The 19,244-nt window shown below is 62.8% G+C and carries 17 protein-coding genes; 12 read left to right on the top strand and 5 right to left on the bottom strand.

The genetic code is table 11. From position 1 onward, the window contains the following. Positions 1–15: 15 nt before the first annotated feature. A complete protein-coding gene (locus AC1DPR_RS04680) occupies positions 16–789 on the bottom strand; it encodes an enoyl-CoA hydratase (protein WP_018855136.1) in 774 nt (257 codons plus the stop codon). A 14-nt stretch (positions 790–803) separates the two neighbouring features. After that, complete coding sequence (gene mutM / locus AC1DPR_RS04675) at positions 804–1,694, bottom strand: bifunctional DNA-formamidopyrimidine glycosylase/DNA-(apurinic or apyrimidinic site) lyase (RefSeq protein ID WP_112641833.1); 891 nt, start codon at positions 1,692–1,694, stop codon at positions 804–806. A gap of 151 nt (positions 1,695–1,845) precedes the next feature. Between mutM and ubiE the strand changes: the two genes are divergently transcribed. The 9 genes from ubiE to AC1DPR_RS04630 all read left to right on the top strand — a co-directional run bounded on the left by ubiE (position 1,846) and on the right by AC1DPR_RS04630 (position 12,763). Beyond that, positions 1,846–2,622: a bifunctional demethylmenaquinone methyltransferase/2-methoxy-6-polyprenyl-1,4-benzoquinol methylase UbiE gene (gene ubiE, locus AC1DPR_RS04670; RefSeq protein WP_018855138.1), complete on the top strand. Its 777-nt coding sequence runs from the start codon at positions 1,846–1,848 to the stop codon at positions 2,620–2,622. A 56-nt stretch (positions 2,623–2,678) separates the two neighbouring features. Then, a complete protein-coding gene (gene ubiB, locus AC1DPR_RS04665) occupies positions 2,679–4,253 on the top strand; it encodes a 2-polyprenylphenol 6-hydroxylase (RefSeq protein ID WP_018855139.1) in 1,575 nt (524 codons plus the stop codon). Between the two features lie 89 nt (positions 4,254–4,342). Beyond that, a complete protein-coding gene (locus AC1DPR_RS04660; RefSeq protein WP_018855140.1) occupies positions 4,343–5,926 on the top strand; it encodes an aromatic amino acid lyase in 1,584 nt (527 codons plus the stop codon). Between the two features lie 30 nt (positions 5,927–5,956). Then, positions 5,957–7,339, top strand: coding sequence for a dihydroorotase (locus AC1DPR_RS04655; protein WP_477815806.1), 1,383 nt, complete (start codon positions 5,957–5,959; stop codon positions 7,337–7,339). Continuing rightward, entirely contained in the window at positions 7,336–8,601 is a 1,266-nt protein-coding gene (locus AC1DPR_RS04650; protein WP_018855142.1) for a Zn-dependent hydrolase, read from the top strand. Before AC1DPR_RS04655 ends, AC1DPR_RS04650 begins: the two co-directional genes overlap by 4 nt. After that, on the top strand, positions 8,601–9,698 hold the full coding sequence (locus AC1DPR_RS04645; RefSeq protein ID WP_113470552.1) for a DUF917 domain-containing protein: 1,098 nt from the start codon (positions 8,601–8,603) through the stop codon (positions 9,696–9,698). The genes AC1DPR_RS04650 and AC1DPR_RS04645 overlap by 1 nt, the downstream gene beginning before the upstream one ends. 4 nt (positions 9,699–9,702) lie before the next feature. Continuing rightward, the gene (locus tag AC1DPR_RS04640; RefSeq protein ID WP_018855144.1) at positions 9,703–10,032 is read left to right on the top strand and encodes a TfoX/Sxy family protein; all 330 of its coding nucleotides are present in this window, start codon (positions 9,703–9,705) and stop codon (positions 10,030–10,032) included. Positions 10,033–10,086: 54 nt separating this feature from the next. After that, positions 10,087–11,748 (top strand): urocanate hydratase, encoded by a 1,662-nt coding sequence (locus AC1DPR_RS04635; protein ID WP_113470551.1) that lies wholly within the window; start codon positions 10,087–10,089, stop codon positions 11,746–11,748. A gap of 136 nt (positions 11,749–11,884) precedes the next feature. After that, a complete protein-coding gene (locus AC1DPR_RS04630; RefSeq protein ID WP_113470550.1) occupies positions 11,885–12,763 on the top strand; it encodes a DMT family transporter in 879 nt (292 codons plus the stop codon). A gap of 24 nt (positions 12,764–12,787) precedes the next feature. Here AC1DPR_RS04630 and AC1DPR_RS04625 read toward each other — a convergent pair whose 3' ends face one another. Further along, entirely contained in the window at positions 12,788–14,068 is a 1,281-nt protein-coding gene (locus AC1DPR_RS04625; protein WP_113470549.1) for an MFS transporter, read from the bottom strand. A gap of 97 nt (positions 14,069–14,165) precedes the next feature. Between AC1DPR_RS04625 and AC1DPR_RS04620 the strand changes: the two genes are divergently transcribed. Beyond that, positions 14,166–15,038, top strand: a complete 873-nt coding sequence (locus tag AC1DPR_RS04620) for a LysR family transcriptional regulator (RefSeq protein ID WP_018855148.1) — start codon at positions 14,166–14,168, stop codon at positions 15,036–15,038. Here the strand turns inward: AC1DPR_RS04620 and AC1DPR_RS04615 are convergent, their stop codons facing one another. Continuing rightward, on the bottom strand, positions 15,039–15,944 hold the full coding sequence (locus AC1DPR_RS04615; protein ID WP_113470547.1) for a LysR family transcriptional regulator: 906 nt from the start codon (positions 15,942–15,944) through the stop codon (positions 15,039–15,041). 126 nt (positions 15,945–16,070) lie between these two features. Between AC1DPR_RS04615 and AC1DPR_RS04610 the strand changes: the two genes are divergently transcribed. Both AC1DPR_RS04610 and AC1DPR_RS04605 read left to right on the top strand, forming a co-directional pair. Beyond that, a complete protein-coding gene (locus AC1DPR_RS04610) occupies positions 16,071–16,835 on the top strand; it encodes an SDR family oxidoreductase (protein ID WP_113470546.1) in 765 nt (254 codons plus the stop codon). Between the two features lie 132 nt (positions 16,836–16,967). Continuing rightward, positions 16,968–17,705 (top strand): SDR family oxidoreductase, encoded by a 738-nt coding sequence (locus tag AC1DPR_RS04605; RefSeq protein ID WP_018855151.1) that lies wholly within the window; start codon positions 16,968–16,970, stop codon positions 17,703–17,705. A gap of 130 nt (positions 17,706–17,835) precedes the next feature. Here the strand turns inward: AC1DPR_RS04605 and AC1DPR_RS04600 are convergent, their stop codons facing one another. Then, on the bottom strand, positions 17,836–19,206 hold the full coding sequence (locus AC1DPR_RS04600) for a PepSY-associated TM helix domain-containing protein (protein WP_477815805.1): 1,371 nt from the start codon (positions 19,204–19,206) through the stop codon (positions 17,836–17,838). Between the last annotated feature and the right edge of the window lie 38 nt (positions 19,207–19,244).

The raw sequence follows: 19,244 nt of genomic DNA, 5'->3' as shown, positions 1-19,244 counted from the left end.
GCCTTTCTCCAAGGCTCAGCGGTTCTTAAAGGCAGGCTTACGCTTTTCGATGAAGGCCGTCATCCCCTCTTTCTGGTCTTCGGTGGAAAACAGGCTATGGAAAAGCCGGCGCTCGAAGCGCAGACCTTCGTCCAGGGTCGTCTCCAAGGCGCGGTTGACCGCTTCCTTGGCCATCAGAACGGAAGGACGCGACAGCGAGGCAATCCTGGCGGCCGCCTCCAGCGCCTCGTCCAACAGGCGCTCGGGCGCCACCACACGTGAAACGAGTCCTGCGCGCTCCGCTTCGGCGGCATCCATCATCCGGCCGGTGAGGATCAGATCCATGGCCTTATATCTGCCGACGGCGCGCGTCAGCCGCTGAGAGCCGCCCATGCCGGGGATGACGCCGAGGGTGATCTCGGGTTGGCCGAACTTGGCAGTCTCCGAAGCGATGATGATGTCACACATCATCGCGAGTTCGCAGCCACCGCCAAGCGCAAAGCCGCTGACGGCAGCGATGACAGGCTTGCGCACCTTGGCAACGTCGTCCCAGCCGCTCATCAGATCGCGGCTATAGACATCGACATAGCCGAGAGGCTGCATTTCCTTGATGTCGGCACCGGCGGCGAATGCGCGCTCGGAGCCAGTCAAAACGATCGCACCAATAGCGTCGTCGGCCTGGAAGGCTTCATGAACCTGTAGAAGCTCCTTCAGCACTGTCGAATTCAGCGCGTTCAGCGCCTGCGGGCGATTCAATGTGATGAGCCCTACCGCCCCGCGAGTTTCGACGATCAGCGTTTCGTAGGCCATGGACAATCCTCCCGTTATTTTTGGCAGTCAGGGCAGTAGAAGGTCGAGCGCCCCGCCTGAACGATGCGCGCGACCGTACCGCCGCAACCGGGCGTGCGGCAAGGTAGACTTTCGCGATCATAGACCGAGAAAGAGTGCTGGAAATACCCGAGAGACCCATCCGTCTGGATATGATCCCGCAGGGACGAGCCCCCCGCCTTGATGGCGTCGGCGATGACGTCGCGGATCGACGCAACGAGGAGGTCCATCTGCTTGCTCGGCTTACCGGTCTTGGTGACGACAGTCGCCGCTGCCCGGGTGGGGCGCAAATGCGCGCGCCACAGCGCCTCGCAGACATAGATATTGCCGAGCCCGGCAATATTCTTTTGATCGAGCAGCGCGCTCTTCAGCGGCTGCGCCTTGCCCATGAATCGTTCCGCCAGATAGGCAGCGCTGAGTTCGTTGCCGGTCGGCTCCGGCCCGAGGCCGAAGAGGAAGGGATTGAGATCAAGCTCGGAGCGCTGCGCCATATCCATGAAGCCGAAGCGGCGCGGGTCATTATAGATGACGCGGCTGATGCCATTCGGTCCTTCCAGGTGGAAGATCGCGTGGTCGTGCTTTTCATCCTTCGAACGGGCATGATGAAACTCGCCGGGAGCATCGGATAGCGGTCCTGCCTCGATGCGGAAGGAACCTGACATGCCGAGATGCGAGATGATCGTCGTGCCGTCATCGAGATCGATCAGCAGATATTTGGCGCGGCGACCGAGCGCGACGATTTCGCGACCGGTTGCCCGCGCCTCCAAACCGTCCGGAAAGGGAAACCGCAGGTCCTTGCGGCGCAGTTCCAGGCGGGCGATCCGCGCGCCTTCCATGGTGGGGGCAAGCCCGCGTCTGACGGTTTCGACTTCTGGCAATTCCGGCATCTTAACCCATCTATATCTAACATGTTTCAACCACGGGCGTTGTGCGCTATAGCGCCAAGGTGCCGCAGCTTTGACCGTGGCCCACAGATAGCGCTGCGCGGGTCCGTTCGCTATGGTCGCCGCGCCGATTTCAGATAGATGGAGTATTTCGATGTCAGAAAGCCGTACCTCCGCCGAAGGCGGCATGGAAACATCCTACGGCTTCCGCGAAGTGGCGGATGGTGAAAAGCAGGGCCTCGTCAACGAGGTCTTCCATAAGGTCGCCAAGCGCTACGACATCATGAACGACGTCATGTCGGTCGGCATGCACCGCGTCTGGAAGGATGCGATGATCTCAGCCCTCAATCCGCGCAAGGAACCCGGCTACAAGGTTCTCGACGTTGCCGGCGGCACCGGCGATATCGCGTTTCGCATCGTCGAGGCCTCGAACCGGCAGGCCCATGCAACCGTGCTCGACATCAACGGCTCGATGCTCGCCGTCGGAGCCGAACGCGCCGCCAACAAGAAGCTCTCCGACAACCTGACTTTCGTCGAGGCCAACGCCGAGGACTTGCCGTTCGAAGCAAACAGCTTCGACGCCTATACGATTGCCTTCGGCATCCGCAACGTGCCGCGCATCGACGTGGCGCTCAGCGAAGCCCATCGCGTGCTGAAGCGCGGCGGCCGGCTGCTCGTGCTCGAATTCTCCGAAGTGGACATGCCACTGCTCGACCGCGTCTATGACAGCTGGTCGTTCAACGCCATTCCGAAGTTCGGCAAGGCGATCACCGGCGAGGCCGAGCCCTATCAGTATCTCGTCGAATCCATCCGTAAGTTCCCCAACCAGGAGAACTTCGCCGAGATGATCCGCAATGCCGGCTTCTCGCGCGTGAGCTTCACGAATTATACCGGCGGCATCGCAGCCCTTCATTCCGGCTGGAAGCTCTGACGCATGGTTGAGGGCACATCGTTCACCCGCTGGCTTTCGCAGGCAGGCAATCCGGCATGAGCACTCTGGGGGCATATTTCCGGCTCTCTCGCGTCGGCTGGATTCTGGTGCGCGAAGGTGTAATTTCGGCCCTGCCGTCGGAAGATCTTCCGCCGTCCGTCGGCATCGCCAAGTCGTTTGTCGGCTTGTTCGCGCGCAATCGTTCGAAATCGAAGAAGCGCAGCGACCGGCTGGCGCAGGCGGTGGAGCGGCTCGGCCCCTCCTACGTGAAGATCGGCCAGTTCCTGGCGACGCGTCCGGATGTCGTCGGCGTCGAGTTTGCCGACGATCTGTCGCAGCTTCAGGACCGCATGGCATTCTTTCCGCTCGCAGCGGCCAAGGCGAGCATCGCCGGGTCTCTCGGCCGCCCGATCGAGGAGCTTTATGCGAGCTTCGATGAGCCGATTGCAGCGGCTTCGATTGCCCAGGTGCACCCCGCCGAGGTCGATACGCCTGCCGGACGCAAGAAGGTTGCGGTCAAGGTCGTCCGCCCCGGCGTGCGCCAGCGGTTCACGCATGATATCGAGGCGATGTACCTCGTCGCTCACATGCAGGAGCGCTTCATGCCTTCTAGCCGGCGCCTGAGGCCGGTGGAGGTCACGAAGACACTGGAGCAGACCACCAAGGTCGAAATGGACTTGCGGCTGGAGGCCGCGGCCCTTTCCGAGATTGCTGAAAACACCGAGAAGGACCCGGGCTTCCGTGTGCCGAAGGTGGATTGGGAGCGCACCGGCCGCGACGTGATCACAATGGAGTGGATCGACGGCGTGAAGATGTCGGATGTCGAGGGCCTGCGCGCCGCCGGCCACGATCTCAACCTGCTCGCGGACACGTTGATCCAGTCGTTCCTCCGCCACACGCTGCGCGACGGCTTCTTCCACGCCGACATGCATCCCGGTAACCTCTTTGTCGACGAACACGGCGATATCGTCGCCGTTGACATGGGGATCGTCGGACGCCTGGGGAAAAAAGAACGCCGCTTCCTCGCCGAAATTCTCTTCGGCTTCATCACCCGCGACTATATCCGGGTCGCGGAGGTCCACTTCGAAGCCGGCTACGTGCCGGGCCACCACAATGTCGAGAGCTTCGCGCAGGCGATCCGCGCGATCGGCGAGCCGATTCATGGCCAGCCTGCCGAGACGATCTCGATGGGCAAGCTGCTGACGCTGCTATTCGAGGTGACTGAACTCTTCGACATGGCGACGCGGCCGGAACTGGTCATGCTGCAGAAGACCATGGTCGTTGTCGAAGGCGTGTCGCGCATGCTCAATCCACGCTTCAACATGTGGAAGGCGTCCGAACCCGTCGTCGGCGATTGGATCCGCAACAATCTCGGTCCGAAGCGCATCGTCACCGATCTCAAGGACGGGCTGAAGGCGGCTGTGAAGCTTGCCGAAGCGGCGCCGGAGATTGCCGCCAAGACCGAGAAGTTTCACCATCAGCTGCTACAGATGAGCGAGAATGGATTGCGGTTCGACGCGGAAACGGCCGAGGCGATCGGCAAATCCGAGGCGCGCCACAATCGCTCTGGTCGGGCCGCCCTCTGGATTATCGCTCTTGCTCTTCTCTATATAGCCTGGGTGATCACCTGATCCATCGCAATGCATGCTGTGTTCGATATTTGGGATATCCCATTCAGTAGCGCCGTCGCATACTCTCACTTTTCAAGGAGATATGGCAGATGAAGCATGAACGCCCCCGCATCGAACTTTCCGGGCAACCGCTCAGCTTTGCTGAGATGGTGAGGGTCGGATCGGGCAAGGTGGCGCTGTCAGCTTCCGCGACCGGAATGGCCCGCATCGAGATTGCCCGCGGGATCGTTGAGGACGCGATCAAGGCCGGGATGCCCGTCTACGGGGCGACCACCGGCGTCGGCGCCATGAAGGATGTCGAGTGGTCTCCGGAGGACCTAGACGCTTTCAATCTCGGGCTGGTACGTGCGCATCACTTCGGCACCGGGACACCGTTTTCGAGCTCCGTGGTGCGCAACGCCATGGCCATTCGCATCAACACCGCATTGACGGGACAGGTCGGCTGCACGCGTGAACTCGTCGATGCCTATATGCGCATGCTGGAGGCCGACATCATCCCGGTCGTCCGCCGCACCGGCTCCATTGGTTGCGCCGACATCGGTCTCATGGGCCAGATCGGCGCCGTGCTGACCGGCGTCGGGGAAGCGATTTACCGTGGCAAGCGCATGCAGGCGGCCGATGCCTTCGCCGCGGCCGGCATGAAGCCCTTCACCATGGCTCCGCGCGACAGCCTGGCGTCGCTCAGCGTCAACGCGGTGAGCTTTGCCGCGGCGGCGGACGCGACCCGCAGCGCCGCGGCCTCCATACGCGTGCTGCTGGCCTCGGGGATGATGGCGTCAGGCGCGCTCGGCGCCTCCCGCGACCCGTGGCTTTCCGTCCGCCATGTCGGCACCTCCCGGGAGGCCCTGATCGGCTCCTGGCTCTGCAATGCGTCGGACGCCTGGCAATGGCCAGTCAAGACCCACGTCCAGGACCCGTTGAGCTTGCGCATGATCGCGCAGGTCTTCGGGGCGGTGATCGAGAACCTGCTGACGACGGGCCACAAGATTTTGGCCGCCACCGGACGCTCCGACGACAACCCCGTCGTCGTCGAGGGGCGGGTGATGACCTCGGGCGGGTCGCTACCGCTCGACGTGACGATCCTTCTCGAATCGGCTGCTCTCTGCATGGCGCACGCGGCCCGCAATGCCTTCAACCGCTGCGTCCTGCTCGGCAACGGCCAGCGCCGCGACCTGCCGGTCAATCTCGTGCCGCCCGGCCGTATCGCCACCGGTTTCGGCCCGATTATCAAGCTGGCCGGCGAAATCTTCTCCCGCGTGCTGTCGATGTCGAACCCGGTTTCCGCGCAGTCGCTGGTGGTCGCAGCCGGGCTTGAGGACGAGGCCGCGTTCCTGCCGCTGGTGATCGAGCGTTTCGAGCGTCAGATGCGGGCACTGATGCGCCTCGCCGCTCTCGAGGCGCTGCTTTCCGCACAGGCCGTGGACATCCTCGGCGACAAGCCGAAAGGTGTCGGCGGAATGCTCTATGACGTCGTTCGCAAGCATGCGGACTTTTATACGGTCGACCGGCCACTTTCTGCCGAGGTGGAAGCGATCGAGGAAGAATTCGGCTCCGACGCCTTCATGTCCAAGCTGATCGAAGAGGTGCCTATCGCATCCTTCGACGATTTCTTTGCGCTCGGCTCGCTGGCGCGCATCGAGCAGCGCCTGACCCAGGAACCGGTCGCCATCTGATCCTTCAATATTCGCCACGGAGCAAGCGGCATGGCTGATTTCGATCTCGTTCTGCAAGGCACGGTCGTTTTGCCGGAGCGCATTCTGGAAGCCGGCTACGTTGCCGTCCGCGATGGCAAGATTGCGGAAATCGGCCTCGGCGTACCGCCTGCCGCCCGCGAACGCAATCTCCTCGGCAAGGCATTGATCCTGCCCGGAGCAATCGACGCCCAAGTTCACTCTCTGTCGCAGAAGAACCAGGAGGATTTCATCTGGTCGACGCGCTCGGCTGCTGCCGGCGGCGTGACGACGATCGTCGACATGCCCTATGATGAAGGCAATCTTGTCTGTTCGGCGGAAGCGGTAAAGAAGAAGATCGCCTCTGCCGGCCCGCAGGCGCGGGTCGATTTTGCGCTCTACGGCACCGTGGATCCCGAGGAAGGCGCCAAGCGGGTCGCCGAAATGGTGGATGCCGGCGTTGCCGCCTTCAAGTTCTCGACGTTTGGCACGGATCCGAAACGTTTTCCGCGCATTCCCCCTGCCCTGTTGGACGAATGCTTTGCCGCAATTGCGCCGACCGGGCTGACCGCCGGCGTCCACAACGAGGATGACGAGGCCGTCCGCACCTACATGGAGCGCGTGAAAGCAAGCGGGATCACCGATTGGCGGGCGCATGGGCTGTCGCGGCCGCCGATCACCGAACTGCTGGCAATGCACACCATCTTTGAAACCGGCGCCAATACGGGATGCCCCTCGCATGTGGTCCATTGCTCGCTCGGACGCGGCTATGACATCGCGCGCGCCTATCGCCGTGACGGTTTCGAGGCGACGGTGGAATGCTGCATTCACTATCTGACGCTGGACGAGGAAAACGACGTCAAACGCCTCGGCGGCAAGGCGAAGATCAATCCGCCGATCCGGCCGCGTGCCGAGGTCGAGGCGCTGTGGCGCAGGGTTGCCGAGGGCAATGTCTGGCTGGTTTCGACGGATCACGTCAGCTGGGCCGAAAATCGCAAGACCAATCCTGACATGCTGGCGAACGCGTCCGGTGTGCCCGGGCTCGAGGTGATGGTGCCGCTCTTCATCAAGGGTGCCGCCGAGCGCGGTATCCCGCTGACCTGGGCGGCCAAGCTGATGGCAGAGAACCCGGCAAAGCATTTCCGCCTCGACCACGTGAAGGGAGCGCTCACGCCAGGCAAGGATGCCGATATCGTCGTGCTTGAGCCGCGCGAAACGGTCTATGACGCAGCTGCGAGCGGCAACAACGTGGTCGGCTGGAGCCCTTATAACGGCATCCGCCTTCCCTGGACGGTCGCCGCGACCTATCTGCGCGGGGAGAAGATCACCGATGGCGCGACGGTGCTGGCTGAACCGGGGACCGGGCGATTTGTCCATCCGCTGCCGAGGCAGGTGATCGCGGGAGCCGCAGAATGACCAGAAACCTGCCGGTCAACGCAGGTCGTATCGCCGAGGATATCGACGCCCTAGCGGGAATCACTGAACCCGGCCATCCCTGGACCCGCCGTGCCTTCTCGCCGCTCTTTCTCGAGGGGCGCGCCTATATCGAAGCGCGCATGCGAGCGGCTGGCCTCGAGACCCGGATCGATGCCGCCGGCAATCTGATCGGCAAGCGGCGGGGCGCCATCGACGGGCGCGGCACGATCATGCTCGGTTCGCATTCAGACACCGTGCCGGATGGCGGGCGTTTCGACGGCATTGCCGGCGTGGTGGCGGCGATTGAGGTCGCGCGTGCACTCAGCGATCGGGGCATCGAGCTCGATCACGACCTGGAGATCGTCGACTTCCTTGCGGAGGAGGTCAGCATCTTCGGCGTTTCCTGTATCGGCAGCCGAGGCATGACCGGGCAACTGCCGGAAGCCTGGCTTTCGCGCGCGACGGAAGGACGCAACCTCGCCGAGGCCATTGCCGAGGTCGGCGGGCGCCCGGGCGTGCTGCAGCAGCAAAACAGGCCCGATATTTCGGGCTTTCTCGAACTGCATATCGAGCAGGGTCCGGTCCTTGAGAACGACGAGAAGAACGATATCGGCATCGTCACGGCGATCGCCGGGATCACCCGCATTGAGATCATCGTCGAAGGCCGCGCCGACCATGCCGGCACGACGCCGATGGATAGCCGCTCGGATGCGCTGGTCGCCGCCGCACAACTCGTCCTCGATATCCGCAATGCCGCAGCCGCCCGGGCGAAGACGCCGGGGCATTTTGCGGCGACGGTCGGCGAGTTCCGGATCGAGCCGAATGCCGCCAACGTCGTTCCCTCGAAGGTCGTCCTGCTGATCGATGGGCGCGCCGAGATTCGCAACGACATGGAGGCCTTCTGCGAGTGGCTGGACGAACATGTCATAAAGTTAGCCATCGCTTACGGAGCGTCCATCAAAAGCCCGATGCGCGTCTCCGACAACTATCCGACGCCGAGCGATGCCGGGCTATTGAAGACGCTCGAAAGGGCTTGCGAAACCGTCGGCGCCAGGCACCGGCGAATGGCATCGGGCGCCGGTCACGACATGGCCTGGATTGCCAAGGTGGCGCCCGCCGCGATGATCTTCGTACCCTGCAAGGAGGGGCGCAGCCACTCCGCTGACGAGTGGGCCGAGAACGACGACATCGCGCTTGGGGCGGCCGTGCTTTTCGAAGCCGTCATGGACATGGACAAGAGCTTGAAGCAGGAGAATGCCTGATGGGACGCATACTCGTTGAGAAGGACGTCGAAGCAGCGGTCAAGGGCGGGTCGGTCTATGCCGCCGGCGGCGGCGGCTGGGCGGATCACGGACGCATGCTCGGCTATGCAGCGGTCAACGTCGGCAAGCCGGAACTTGTGTCGATCGACGAGCTGAAGGACGACGACTGGATCGCGACGGCCGCCGCGATCGGCGCGCCGGCTTCCACGACACCCTGGGAGATGCAGGGCATCGACTATGTGAAGGCGGTGCAGCTGCTGCAGGACGAACTCGGCGAAAAACTGTCCGGCCTGATCATCGGCCAGAACGGCAAGTCGTCGACGTTGAACGGCTGGCTGCCCTCCGCCATTCTCGGAACAAAAGTCGTCGATGCCGTCGGCGATATCCGCGCGCATCCGACCGGCGACATGGGCTCGATCGGCATGGCGGGCTCGCCCGAGCAGATGATCCAGACGGCGGTCGGCGGAAACCGCGCCGAAAGCCGATACATCGAGCTTGTCGTGAAGGGGGCGACGGCGAAGATCTCGCCGATCCTGCGGGCGGCTTCCGACCAGTCGGGCGGCTTCATCGCCAGCTGCCGCAATCCGCTGCGCGCCTCTTATGTGCGTACCCACGCAGCACTTGGCGGCATCTCGATGGCGTTGGCGCTGGGCGAGGCGATCATTGCGGCCGAGAAGAACGGCGGTTCAGCCGTGATCGATGCCATCTGCAAGACAACAGGCGGGCACATCCTGGCCGAAGGCATCATCACCAAGAAGGACGTCGTCTATACCAAGGAGGCCTTCGACATCGGCACGATCGTCGTCGGCTCCGGCGACAAGGCGGTGACCATGCATGTGATGAACGAATACATGGCCGTCGACGACATCGAGGGCAAACGGATCGCCACCTTCCCCTCGGTTATCACAACGCTCTCGCCCGAGGGCGAGCCGCTGAGCGTCGGTCAGTTGAAGGGTGGGATGCATGTCTTCATCCTGCATGTGCCGATGAGCATCATTCCGCTGTCGGCAAGCGTTCTCGACCCGACCGTCTATCCCCCGGTGGAGAAGGCGATGGGGATCGAGCTTGCCCGCTACGCGCTCGCGGCAAAGGCCTGATCGCATGGCGCGGGACGTCGGCCTCGAGGAATTGCTGAGGGAAGAGCTGGGTACTATGTCCGGTCTCAGCGAGAAGCCGATGTTCGGTGGTTTGGCCTTTCTGCTCGACGGCAATCTCCTTTGCGGCGCCCGACAAGACGGCATGCTGGTCCGCCTCGGCAAAGGCAATGACGGCTGGGCGCTCGATTTGCCCGGCGCGGTGCAGATGCTTTCCGGCGGTCGCGCCATGCACGGCTGGATCCGGGTCGGCGCGGAGATTTACGGCGATGACGATTTGCGGCGCCGCCTCCTGGAGACCGCGACGGCCTTTGTGCGCTCACTGCCCGCCAAGTGAACGGAGCTTGGGCCCAAGAGACCCAAAAAAGACAGAGATAGAGGAACGACCAAGATGCCGAAGCCCAATCCACGTCACCCGAAATTTCCGATACCGGGCGGGCCGGAGCTGCGCGCCAAGGGTTGGCGGCAGGAGGCGCTGCTGCGGCTCCTGGAGAACGTTCTCTCCGTCGGTGAGGATCCGGACAATCTCATCGTCTATGCCGCGCTCGGCAAGGCAGCGCGCAACTGGGCGGCGCACAAGGGCATCGTCAAGGCACTGACCGAAATGGACGAGGACCAGACGCTGCTGATCCAGTCCGGCAAGCCGATCGGCCTCGTGAAGACGCATCCGAAGGCGCCGCTTGTCATCATGGCGAACTGCAACATCGTCGGGCAATGGGCGAAGGCCGAGGTCTTCTACGAGCTGCAGCGCAAGGGGCTGATCTGCTGGGGTGGGCTGACGGCTGGCGCGTGGCAGTATATCGGCAGCCAGGGCGTCATCCAGGGCACCTATGAAATCTTCATGCGCATTGCCGAGCGCCGGTTCGGCGGTGATCTCTTCGGACGCTTCGTGCTGACGGCGGGGCTCGGCGGAATGGGCGGCGCGCAGCCGCTCGCCGGCCGCATGGCGGGGGCCGCCATCCTCTGCGTCGACATCGATCCCGAGCGCGCGAAGAAGCGCCAGGAGATCGGCTACTTGCAGGAAATCGCGCCGGATCTCGATACGGCGCTTGCGATGATCGATGCTGCCGTGAAGGACAAGCGGGCGCTTTCGGTTGGTCTCGTCGGCAATGCTGCGGAAATCTATCCCGAGATCGCGCGGCGCGGCATCGTGCCGGATATCGTCACCGACCAGACCTCCGCGCACGACCTCGTCTACGGCTACGTGCCGAAGGGCATGAGCCTTGCGCAGGTTCGCGAACTGCGCGAGGACGGTCAAGGACAGCTGATGGCGGCAAGCCGAGCTTCGATCGTGCAGCACGTCACTGCCATGCTGGACTTCCAGAAGAAGGGCTCCGAGGTCTTCGACAATGGCAACCTTATCCGCACACAGGCCAAGGAAGGCGGCGTCGCCAACGCTTTCGACATTCCGATCTTCACCGAAGCCTATCTGCGACCGCTCTTTGCCCGGGCAATCGGCCCTTTCCGCTGGATGGCACTGTCAGGCGCGGAAAGTGATATCGCCCGGATCGACGTTCTGCTGCTCGAAATGTTCCCAGACAACAAGATCATCACCAACTGGATCCGGTTGGCGCGCGAGCACGTGCCCTTCGAAGGACTGCCGGCGCGTATTGCCTGGCTCGGTCACGGTGAACGCACGATGCTTGCCCGCCGGGTCAACGAGCTCGTAGCAAGCGGTGAACTGAAAGGGCCCGTCGCCTTCTCGCGGGATCATCTTGATGCCGGCGCGATGGCGCATCCGAACATCATGACCGAGCGGATGAAGGACGGCTCCGACGCGATCGCCGACTGGCCGCTGATCGACGCGATGATGCTCTGCTCGTCGATGGCCGATCTCGTCGTCGTCCATTCCGGCGGCGGCGGCTATGCCGGCTACATGACGAGCTGCGGCGTCACCGTCGTGGCCGATGGCACCGACGCTGCCGACGAGCGGCTCGACCATGCGCTTACCAACGACACGGCGCTTGGCGTCATGCGCTATGCCGATGCCGGCTATGACGAGGCGCTCGACGAGGTGGCCAAGAAGGACGTTCCCTACATTAGGCTCGGATAGCGCTAAGGCACCTGTCTCGGAAACATTTCTGTCCGATTACGCTATGGCGTGGCGCAACCGATCGATCGCAGGTCGTGCGCCTCTGATAAAGATCGAGTGTTGATTCGACGCTGCCCTTCCAACGAACGGACCCGCCATGCAGCCCCGCACCTACGGTATGCTCCTCGTCAGCATTGCTACGATCATGTGGAGCACCGCGGGGCTCTTCGTCCGCGCGCTCGATCTCGATGTCTGGACCGTGCTCGGATGGCGCTCGCTGTTTGGCGGTCTGGCGCTGACGATCATCATTCTGGCAAAGAAGCGGATCAGCGCGGAACCCGGCAAGGTACCGCTCTTTTTCTATCCGCTGTTCGGTCTCATGGCCGCTATATCGATGTATGGCTACATCGGCGCGCTGAAGCTGACGACCGTCGCCAACGTGCTGGCGATCTATGCGACCGTCCCGTTCGTCGCGGCAGCCATCGCTTATGTCTGGTTGAAGGAGAAGATCAGCAGGCGTGTGCTCATCGCCAGTATGATCGCCTTCGTTGGCGTTCTGATCGTTGCAGGTTTCGGCGCGAGGCCCCAGGACATCGCCGGCAACGCGCTGGCGTTCTTGATGACGCTGACCTTCAGCATCCTGCTCGTCGCGGCGCGGCGCTACCCCGCACTGCGCTTGGCGCCGGTCAATGCGCTTGGATCCGGCTTCTGCGTGCTGCTCTGCCTGCCACTGATGTCGCACGCGATACCGAGCCTGCAGGAGATCCTCGTGCTTGCCGTCTTCGGGTCGACGACATCGGGAATCGCCTATCTACTGTTCATGACCGGCGGCCGCTATATTCCCTCGAGCGAGGCCGGGTTGATCGGTCTGCTCGACGTCGTGCTCGGCCCGCTCTGGGTCTGGCTCGCCTTCTCCGAGACGCCAACGCTTTCCACGATCATCGGCGGCGTGATCATCCTGATCTCGGTCTTCTGGTATCTCTGGAGCGGCATGGCGCGGTCACAGCAGCCACGCCGCACCTTGAAGAACGTTTAGCCGACCCATTATTTTTCGCGAAGATTACCGCTTCGCCAGCTTGGCGGCGGTGAGCGCCGCGACCATGCCAAGCGCCAGCAGCGACAGCGTGAAGGCAACGACGGCGTTCCAGCCATCGGCACCCCAGAAATAGCCACCGACCGAACCGGCAACACTGGAGCCGATGTAGTAGGACAACAGATAGAGCGCGGACGCGTGCCCCTTGGTGCCGCGGGCAAGGCGACCAACGAGGGCGCTCGCCACCGAGTGGGCGACGAAGAAGCCCGATGTCAGCAAAACGATGCCAAAGACGATCAGCGGCAGCGAGGATGACAGCGTGACCGCGACGCCGACCGCCGCAATCGCAATGCCGGCCGGCAGCACGATGAAATGGCCGATGCGATCTCCAAGCAGGCCGGCGATCCAGGATGCGGCGATACCGAACAGATAGACCGTGAAGATCAGGCCGAGTTCCGTCTGGTTGAGATTGTATGGCGGCTGAACGAGGCGGAAACCGATGTAGTTGTAGACGGTGACGAAGCTGCCCATGGCGAGAAAGCCGATGGCGAAGAGCAATGGTAGCGCCGGGTTGCCTATATGGCCAACCCAGGCCCTCACGTGAAAGCGGACATCGAAACCCTTGCGCGGCGCAAAATTGCGCGACGCGGGCAGCAGCAGGAAGAAGCCGATTGCCGCGGCAAGGCCGAGCACGCCAAGCGAACCCAATGCAATGCGCCATGAGAAGAACTCAGCCAATGTGCCGGTGACGACGCGGCCTGCCATGCCGCCAAAAGCATTACCGGCGATGTAAAGACCCATCGAGGCGCCAAGACCGCGGGGATCGATCTCTTCCGAGAGATAGGCCATCGCCACGGCCGGCACGCCGCCAAGCAGCAGCCCTTCAAGCGCGCGGATGACGAGCAGCGCATGCCAGCTCGGCACCAAGGCGCAGGCGATCGTGCAAAGGGCAGCCCCGAGCAGCGAGGCGAACATCAGGCTGCGGCGGCCGAAGCTTTCGGAGACGGCAGCGGCACAGAAGATCGCGACGGCGAGAAAGCCGGTCGACAGAGATAACGACAGAGAGCTCGCGGCCGGGCTCGCGCCGAAGTCCGCGGCAAAGATCGGCATCAGTGGCTGCACGCAATAGAGCAGCGAGAAGGTAGCAAAGCCGGATAGGAAGAGGGCGAGGCTGGCACGTCGATAAGGTGACGTGCCGCGCAGCAAGAACTGCTTTTCCTGCATTTCCGCCGTCGTTCGCACGAGGTGGAGATTCGGACGGGGATGGGTTTCGGAGGCGTCTGGCGAGCTGTTTGCGGCGCGTTGCATTGGGGGTACCAACCTTTCACGCCTTTCGATCTAGCCAGCGGCGCGCCATTTGTCCAATATATGAAAATACCATTCTTCATAGCTTTTGGAGATACCGATGGAGTTGCGCCATATCCGCTATTTTCTCGCCGTCGCCGAAGAGGGAAATTTCACCCGCGCCGCAGCAAAACTCGGCATCGGCCAGCCGCCACTCAGCCAACAGATCCGCGATCTTGAAAACGAGATCGGGGCGGCACTGTTTCATCGCGTCCCACATGGCGCGGAACTGACGGAGGCGGGGAGCGCCTTTTTGCCGGAGGGTCGCGCTGCCATCGCGGCCGCCGAGAAGGCGAAGCTCGCCGCCCAGCGCGCCACCCGAGGCGAGACCGGTCGGCTGGCGCTCGGCTTCACGGCGTCCTCAGCCTTCAACACGGCGGTCAGCGGCACGATCCGTCGCTTTCGCGGGCAGTGGCCAGAGGTGAGCCTCTCCTTGACCGAGATGAACAGCAACTGGCTGATGGAGAAACTGCTGCGTGAGGAAATCGACGTTGCCTTCATCAGGCCCGGCCTGGAGGATCCGAAGAACGTCACGCTGAAACGCCTGGCGGATGAGCCGATGCTGATTGCCTTGCCGGCGCACCACCCGCTTGCGAAATACGAGAAGGTGCCCGTGTCGGCGCTTGCCGGCGAGCCGTTCATTCTGTTTCCGCGGACGGTTGGCCTCAGTCTCTATGATGATATCGTGCGTGGCTGCCGCGATGCCGGTTTCGAGCTTGTCGTGACGCAGGAGGCGCCGCAGATCCCATCCGTCGTCAATCTGGTCGCCGCCGATCTCGGCGTATCGATTGTGCCAGCCTCGATTGCCCACCTGACACTCGACGGCGTCGCCTATCGCCAGATCGAGGGGCCGCCGCTGGTGGCGCGTCTCGGGCTTGCGATGCTGAAGGCGCAGCGGTCGCGCGTCGCCGCAAACATGATGAGCCTCGTCTGATCAGCCGGCAGGATCCCAATAGGGCGGATCGCCGAAGGTCTTGCGCAGGTGGTCGGCGACAGCGCGCAGCTTGGCGGACGGATTGCGCCCCTCCGGATGCGCCATGTAGATGAACTCGGCTTCCGGCCTGTAGCCGACATCGATCTCCTGCAGCTGTCCCGCACTGATCGCAGGCCCGGCAATGAAGGCTGGCAGAAGCGCGATACCGAGACCCGCAGCCGCGGCATCGCGGATCATGTCTCCATTGTTCATGCCGACGGCCTGGCTTGCCCGCACGACGATGGCTCCATCCGGCGTCTGGAACCGCCAGTCCGCAACGCCCCGGTTGGTGTAGAAGATGCCTTTATGGCCATCGAGATCGGCAAGGGTCTTCGGCACACCATGGCGGCTGAGATAATCCGGTGACGCGACCAAAAGCCGACGGCTGCGACTGAGTTTCCACACGACCAACCGGGAGTCGACGATCGGACCGTGCCGGACCACGGCATCATACCCTTCCGAGGAGACATCGACGCGGCGGTCGTCGATGTCGAGCACCAGTCGGATTTCCGGATGCGCGGCCAGAAACGGGTATAGCGCGGGGCCAAGATGCATGCGCCCGAAGGTAACGGGGGCGGCAATGCGCAGCGGGCCGGACAACGTGCCTCGGCGCACCGCCATCTCGGCGGTGGCTTCCTCGATTTCCTGAACGATCCGCGTCGCGCGCTCCAGAAAGGCCGTGCCGTCTTCTGTCAAAGTGAGTTTTCGCGTGGTGCGATGCAGAAGCACACCGCCAAGCGACTTTTCAAGCTCCGCAAGCCTCTCGCTGACGACAGACTTCGATAGGCGCAGGCGTCGGGCAGCCTCGCTGACCGAGCCGGATTCCACGATCGCCACGAAGGACGTTATTCCCTCAACCCTGATCATCGTTCGGCAAATCCGAATTCGAGTTCCACCATTTGGAGACTAATCCGAACGAAAAGAAAATGCCATCTTCTGCCCATCGAAAGGGACGGCAATCGCCATCCCAACCCCCATACTGGAGATGCAACAATGAACCGCTTGAATGGAAAAGTCGCCATCGTCACTGGCGCAAGTGCCGGCATCGGTCGCGCAACGGCAAAGCTCTTTGCGGCCGAAGGCGCCAAGGTCGTCGTCGGCGCCCGCCGCCAGGCTGAACTCGAAAGCCTGGTCGCAGAGATCAAGGCAGCCGGCGGATATGCCGTTGCAGTTGCCGGCGACGTCCGCTTGGAAGACTATCACAAGGCGCTGGTCGCCACCGCCGTCGAGCGCTACGGTAAGCTCGACATTGCCTTCAACAATGCCGGCATCCTTGGCGAAGCCGGCCCGAGCACCGGTGTTTCCGAGGCCGGTTTCACCGAAGCGCTGACGATCAACCTGACGGCCTCCTTCCTGGCTGCCAAGCATCAGATCGCGCAGATGGAAAAGGATGGCGGCGGATCCGTCATCTTCACCTCGACTTTCGTCGGCTACAGCTTCGCCTTTCCCGGCGTTGCCGCTTATGCCGCCAGCAAATCCGGCCTTATTGGCCTGACGCAGGCGCTCGCCGCCGAATTCGGCCCGAAGAACGTGCGCGTAAACGCGGTTCTGCCGGGTGCGGTCGATACCGACATGTATCGCGAGATGAACGACACTGAGGGCAAGCAGAGCTTCATCACCAACCTGCATGCGCTGAAGCGTGTCGCAGCGCCTGAGGAACTTGCGCGCTCCGTACTCTACCTCGCATCCGACGACTCGAGCTTCGTCACCGGTACGGCCTCGTTGGTCGATGGTGGCGCATCGATCACCCGGACCTGATCCTGCGTTCGACTATCCGCTCTGACTGGACAAGCTTTCCGGAAAAGAGCGGATTATCGCGACGGCATTTTCATCACATCATCCAAGGCAGCAACGGGCGCTCGCCCAACGGGAACACAGGAACTCACGACAATGGCACGCTTACAGAACAAGACAGCCCTGATCACCGGCGGCACCAGCGGCATCGGCCTCGAAACCGCCCGTCAATTCATCGCCGAAGGCGCTCGCGTTGCCATCACCGGCAGCAGCGAAAAGAGCGTCGCGGCGGCCCGTGCCGAATTTGGCGACAAGGCGTTGGTCATCCAGGCGGATGCCGGCAACGCAGCCGGCCAGAAGGTCGTCGCCGGCGCGATCAAGGAGAGCTTCGGGCATCTCGACATTCTTTTCGTCAACGCCGGCGTGGCGGAGTTCGGTGCGCTCGAACAATGGAGCGAGGAAGCCTTCGACAGGTCGGTCGCGATCAACGTCAAGGGACCTTTCTTTCTGATCCAGGCCCTTCTGCCGCTGTTTTCGAAGCAGGCTTCGATCGTTCTCAACACGTCGATCAATGCCCATATCGGCATGCCGAATTCGAGCGTCTACGCCCTGACCAAGGGCGCGCTGCTGACGCTTGCAAAGACGCTCTCCGGTGAACTGATCGGCCGCGGCATTCGCGTCAACGCCGTCAGCCCCGGGCCCATCGCGACACCGCTCTACGGCAAGCTCGGCATGTCGGAAACCGACACCAAGGCAAGGGCGGCACAGATCCCGGTCGGCCGGTTCGGCGATGCCGGCGAAGTCGCCAAAACCATCATCTTCCTCGCCTCCGACGAGGCTCCCTACATCGTCGGCAGTGAGCTCGTTATCGATGGCGGGATGAGTAACCTCTGAGGACCGAGACCCATCAGAGGATGCCTGAGAAGGCCGCGGACCCCTCTCCTCCGCGGCCTTTCCGTGTTCATCAGCCGGCATCATGAGGACGACACGGCGGGGAGGAGAAGCACCGGATCGCGGCCCGCACTTACGCCGAACGCTTCGTCCTGCTCCTGATATAGACCCAGTCCGCTGCCAGCATGACGACCAGCGACAGGCCAACGAGCGGGAAGAACACTCCGCAAACAGCGAGCATCGCGATCAGGCCGCGGACAACACGCTTGTCAGCAGGCATCGGCGGGACGCCGAGCGAGCCCGCTGGGCGTCGCTTCCACCACATGACGGCCGCCGAAACCGCAAGCAGGATGATCGCCGCGCAAGCGGCAAGCAGCACCAGTTGGTTCGCAAGCCCGAACTGCTGACCGAGATGAGTGTTGATGCCCCATTCGAGCGATTTGCCGAGCGGACCGTAGTCGGCATAGCTCATGTCGATCAGCGGCGTCCCGGAATATTGGTCGAGATGCACGACCCGCTGCTTGGAAAGATCGTCGGGATAGACCGATCCGGTAAACACCCCATCCGCTGTGGTTGGTATGTTGACGGCGTAACCCCGATGCAGGCCAAGACGATCAAAGGTGGCTACGGTGTCATCGAGGCCAATCGCCTGTGCATGATGGGCGTGCCCTGACGAGTGCGGTACTTGCGACTGCTCCAGCGACCAGGATGTCTTGGCGACGTGGTCGAGATGCTCGTCGGACATAGGTACGGCAACCCGCACGCCCGCGGGATAGCCGAAGTTGTTGCCATTGGCCCATTCGTTGACCTTGCCGCCCCAGACCCCCGACCAAGGCATGCCTGTGATGGCCAGGAAGACGATGAAGAAGCCGACGAAGATACCGGTGACCGCATGAGTGTCCCGCCAGAAGACCCGCCGCTTAGGGGTGCCGCGAACGGAGAGAACACCGCCTGTCTGTAGGCGTGGCCACCAGAGGTAGACGCCGGTGGCAACCAACAGGATCGACCATCCGGCGGCGATCTCGATCAGCATACGCGCGTAGTTGCCGAAATATTTGAGGCTGTGGAGGTAGCGGATCGTCCACATGACAGTGCCGCGATCCGGCAACGCGCCCAGCACCTTAGCGGTATACGGATTGACGTAGACGGCAAGTTTGCCTTCCGCCTCGGTGCCGATGGTGACTTCGGCAGAGGCATCGGGCGTGGCAGGGTCGGTAAACTTGACTGCAATTCCGGGGTAAACAGCAAGGGCAGCAGCCACCATCGTGGAAGGTGCCGCGCGGTTTGCGCCTTGCTGCACTTCGACGCGCTTGAGTTCGGAATGGATCACCGCGTCAATCTCATCCTTGAACAGGTAGAGGCCGCCGGTGATCGCCAGCGTGATCATGAAGGGCAGGACAAGAAGGCCTGCGTAAAAATGCCAGCGCCAGACGGCGCGATAGAGGTCGGAGGCGGAGCGCGCGGAGGCGCTGACGCTCTCGCGACCGATGGTAAGATCGGACATGGAGGACTCCCAACGTAAGAAAATCGAACCTCGGCGTG

This window comes from Rhizobium sp. 01T417 (assembly GCF_056398905.1).
The sequence above is the reverse complement of the archived record's forward strand: the minus strand, read 5'-3'. Positions and strand labels throughout refer to the sequence as shown.

What these genes read in the sequence shown, in the direction of transcription:
- AC1DPR_RS04680 (WP_018855136.1), bottom strand. Translation starts at nt 789, where the DNA reads ATGGCCTACGAAACGCTGATCGTCGAAACTCGCGGGGCGGTAGGGCTC.
- mutM (WP_112641833.1), bottom strand. Translation starts at nt 1,694, where the DNA reads ATGCCGGAATTGCCAGAAGTCGAAACCGTCAGACGCGGGCTTGCCCCC.
- ubiE (WP_018855138.1), top strand. Translation starts at nt 1,846, where the DNA reads ATGTCAGAAAGCCGTACCTCCGCCGAAGGCGGCATGGAAACATCCTAC.
- ubiB (WP_018855139.1), top strand. Translation starts at nt 2,679, where the DNA reads ATGAGCACTCTGGGGGCATATTTCCGGCTCTCTCGCGTCGGCTGGATT.
- AC1DPR_RS04660 (WP_018855140.1), top strand. Translation starts at nt 4,343, where the DNA reads ATGAAGCATGAACGCCCCCGCATCGAACTTTCCGGGCAACCGCTCAGC.
- AC1DPR_RS04655 (WP_477815806.1), top strand. Translation starts at nt 5,957, where the DNA reads ATGGCTGATTTCGATCTCGTTCTGCAAGGCACGGTCGTTTTGCCGGAG.
- AC1DPR_RS04650 (WP_018855142.1), top strand. Translation starts at nt 7,336, where the DNA reads ATGACCAGAAACCTGCCGGTCAACGCAGGTCGTATCGCCGAGGATATC.
- AC1DPR_RS04645 (WP_113470552.1), top strand. Translation starts at nt 8,601, where the DNA reads ATGGGACGCATACTCGTTGAGAAGGACGTCGAAGCAGCGGTCAAGGGC.
- AC1DPR_RS04640 (WP_018855144.1), top strand. Translation starts at nt 9,703, where the DNA reads ATGGCGCGGGACGTCGGCCTCGAGGAATTGCTGAGGGAAGAGCTGGGT.
- AC1DPR_RS04635 (WP_113470551.1), top strand. Translation starts at nt 10,087, where the DNA reads ATGCCGAAGCCCAATCCACGTCACCCGAAATTTCCGATACCGGGCGGG.
- AC1DPR_RS04630 (WP_113470550.1), top strand. Translation starts at nt 11,885, where the DNA reads ATGCAGCCCCGCACCTACGGTATGCTCCTCGTCAGCATTGCTACGATC.
- AC1DPR_RS04625 (WP_113470549.1), bottom strand. Translation starts at nt 14,068, where the DNA reads ATGCAACGCGCCGCAAACAGCTCGCCAGACGCCTCCGAAACCCATCCC.
- AC1DPR_RS04620 (WP_018855148.1), top strand. Translation starts at nt 14,166, where the DNA reads ATGGAGTTGCGCCATATCCGCTATTTTCTCGCCGTCGCCGAAGAGGGA.
- AC1DPR_RS04615 (WP_113470547.1), bottom strand. Translation starts at nt 15,944, where the DNA reads ATGATCAGGGTTGAGGGAATAACGTCCTTCGTGGCGATCGTGGAATCC.
- AC1DPR_RS04610 (WP_113470546.1), top strand. Translation starts at nt 16,071, where the DNA reads ATGAACCGCTTGAATGGAAAAGTCGCCATCGTCACTGGCGCAAGTGCC.
- AC1DPR_RS04605 (WP_018855151.1), top strand. Translation starts at nt 16,968, where the DNA reads ATGGCACGCTTACAGAACAAGACAGCCCTGATCACCGGCGGCACCAGC.
- AC1DPR_RS04600 (WP_477815805.1), bottom strand. Translation starts at nt 19,206, where the DNA reads ATGTCCGATCTTACCATCGGTCGCGAGAGCGTCAGCGCCTCCGCGCGC.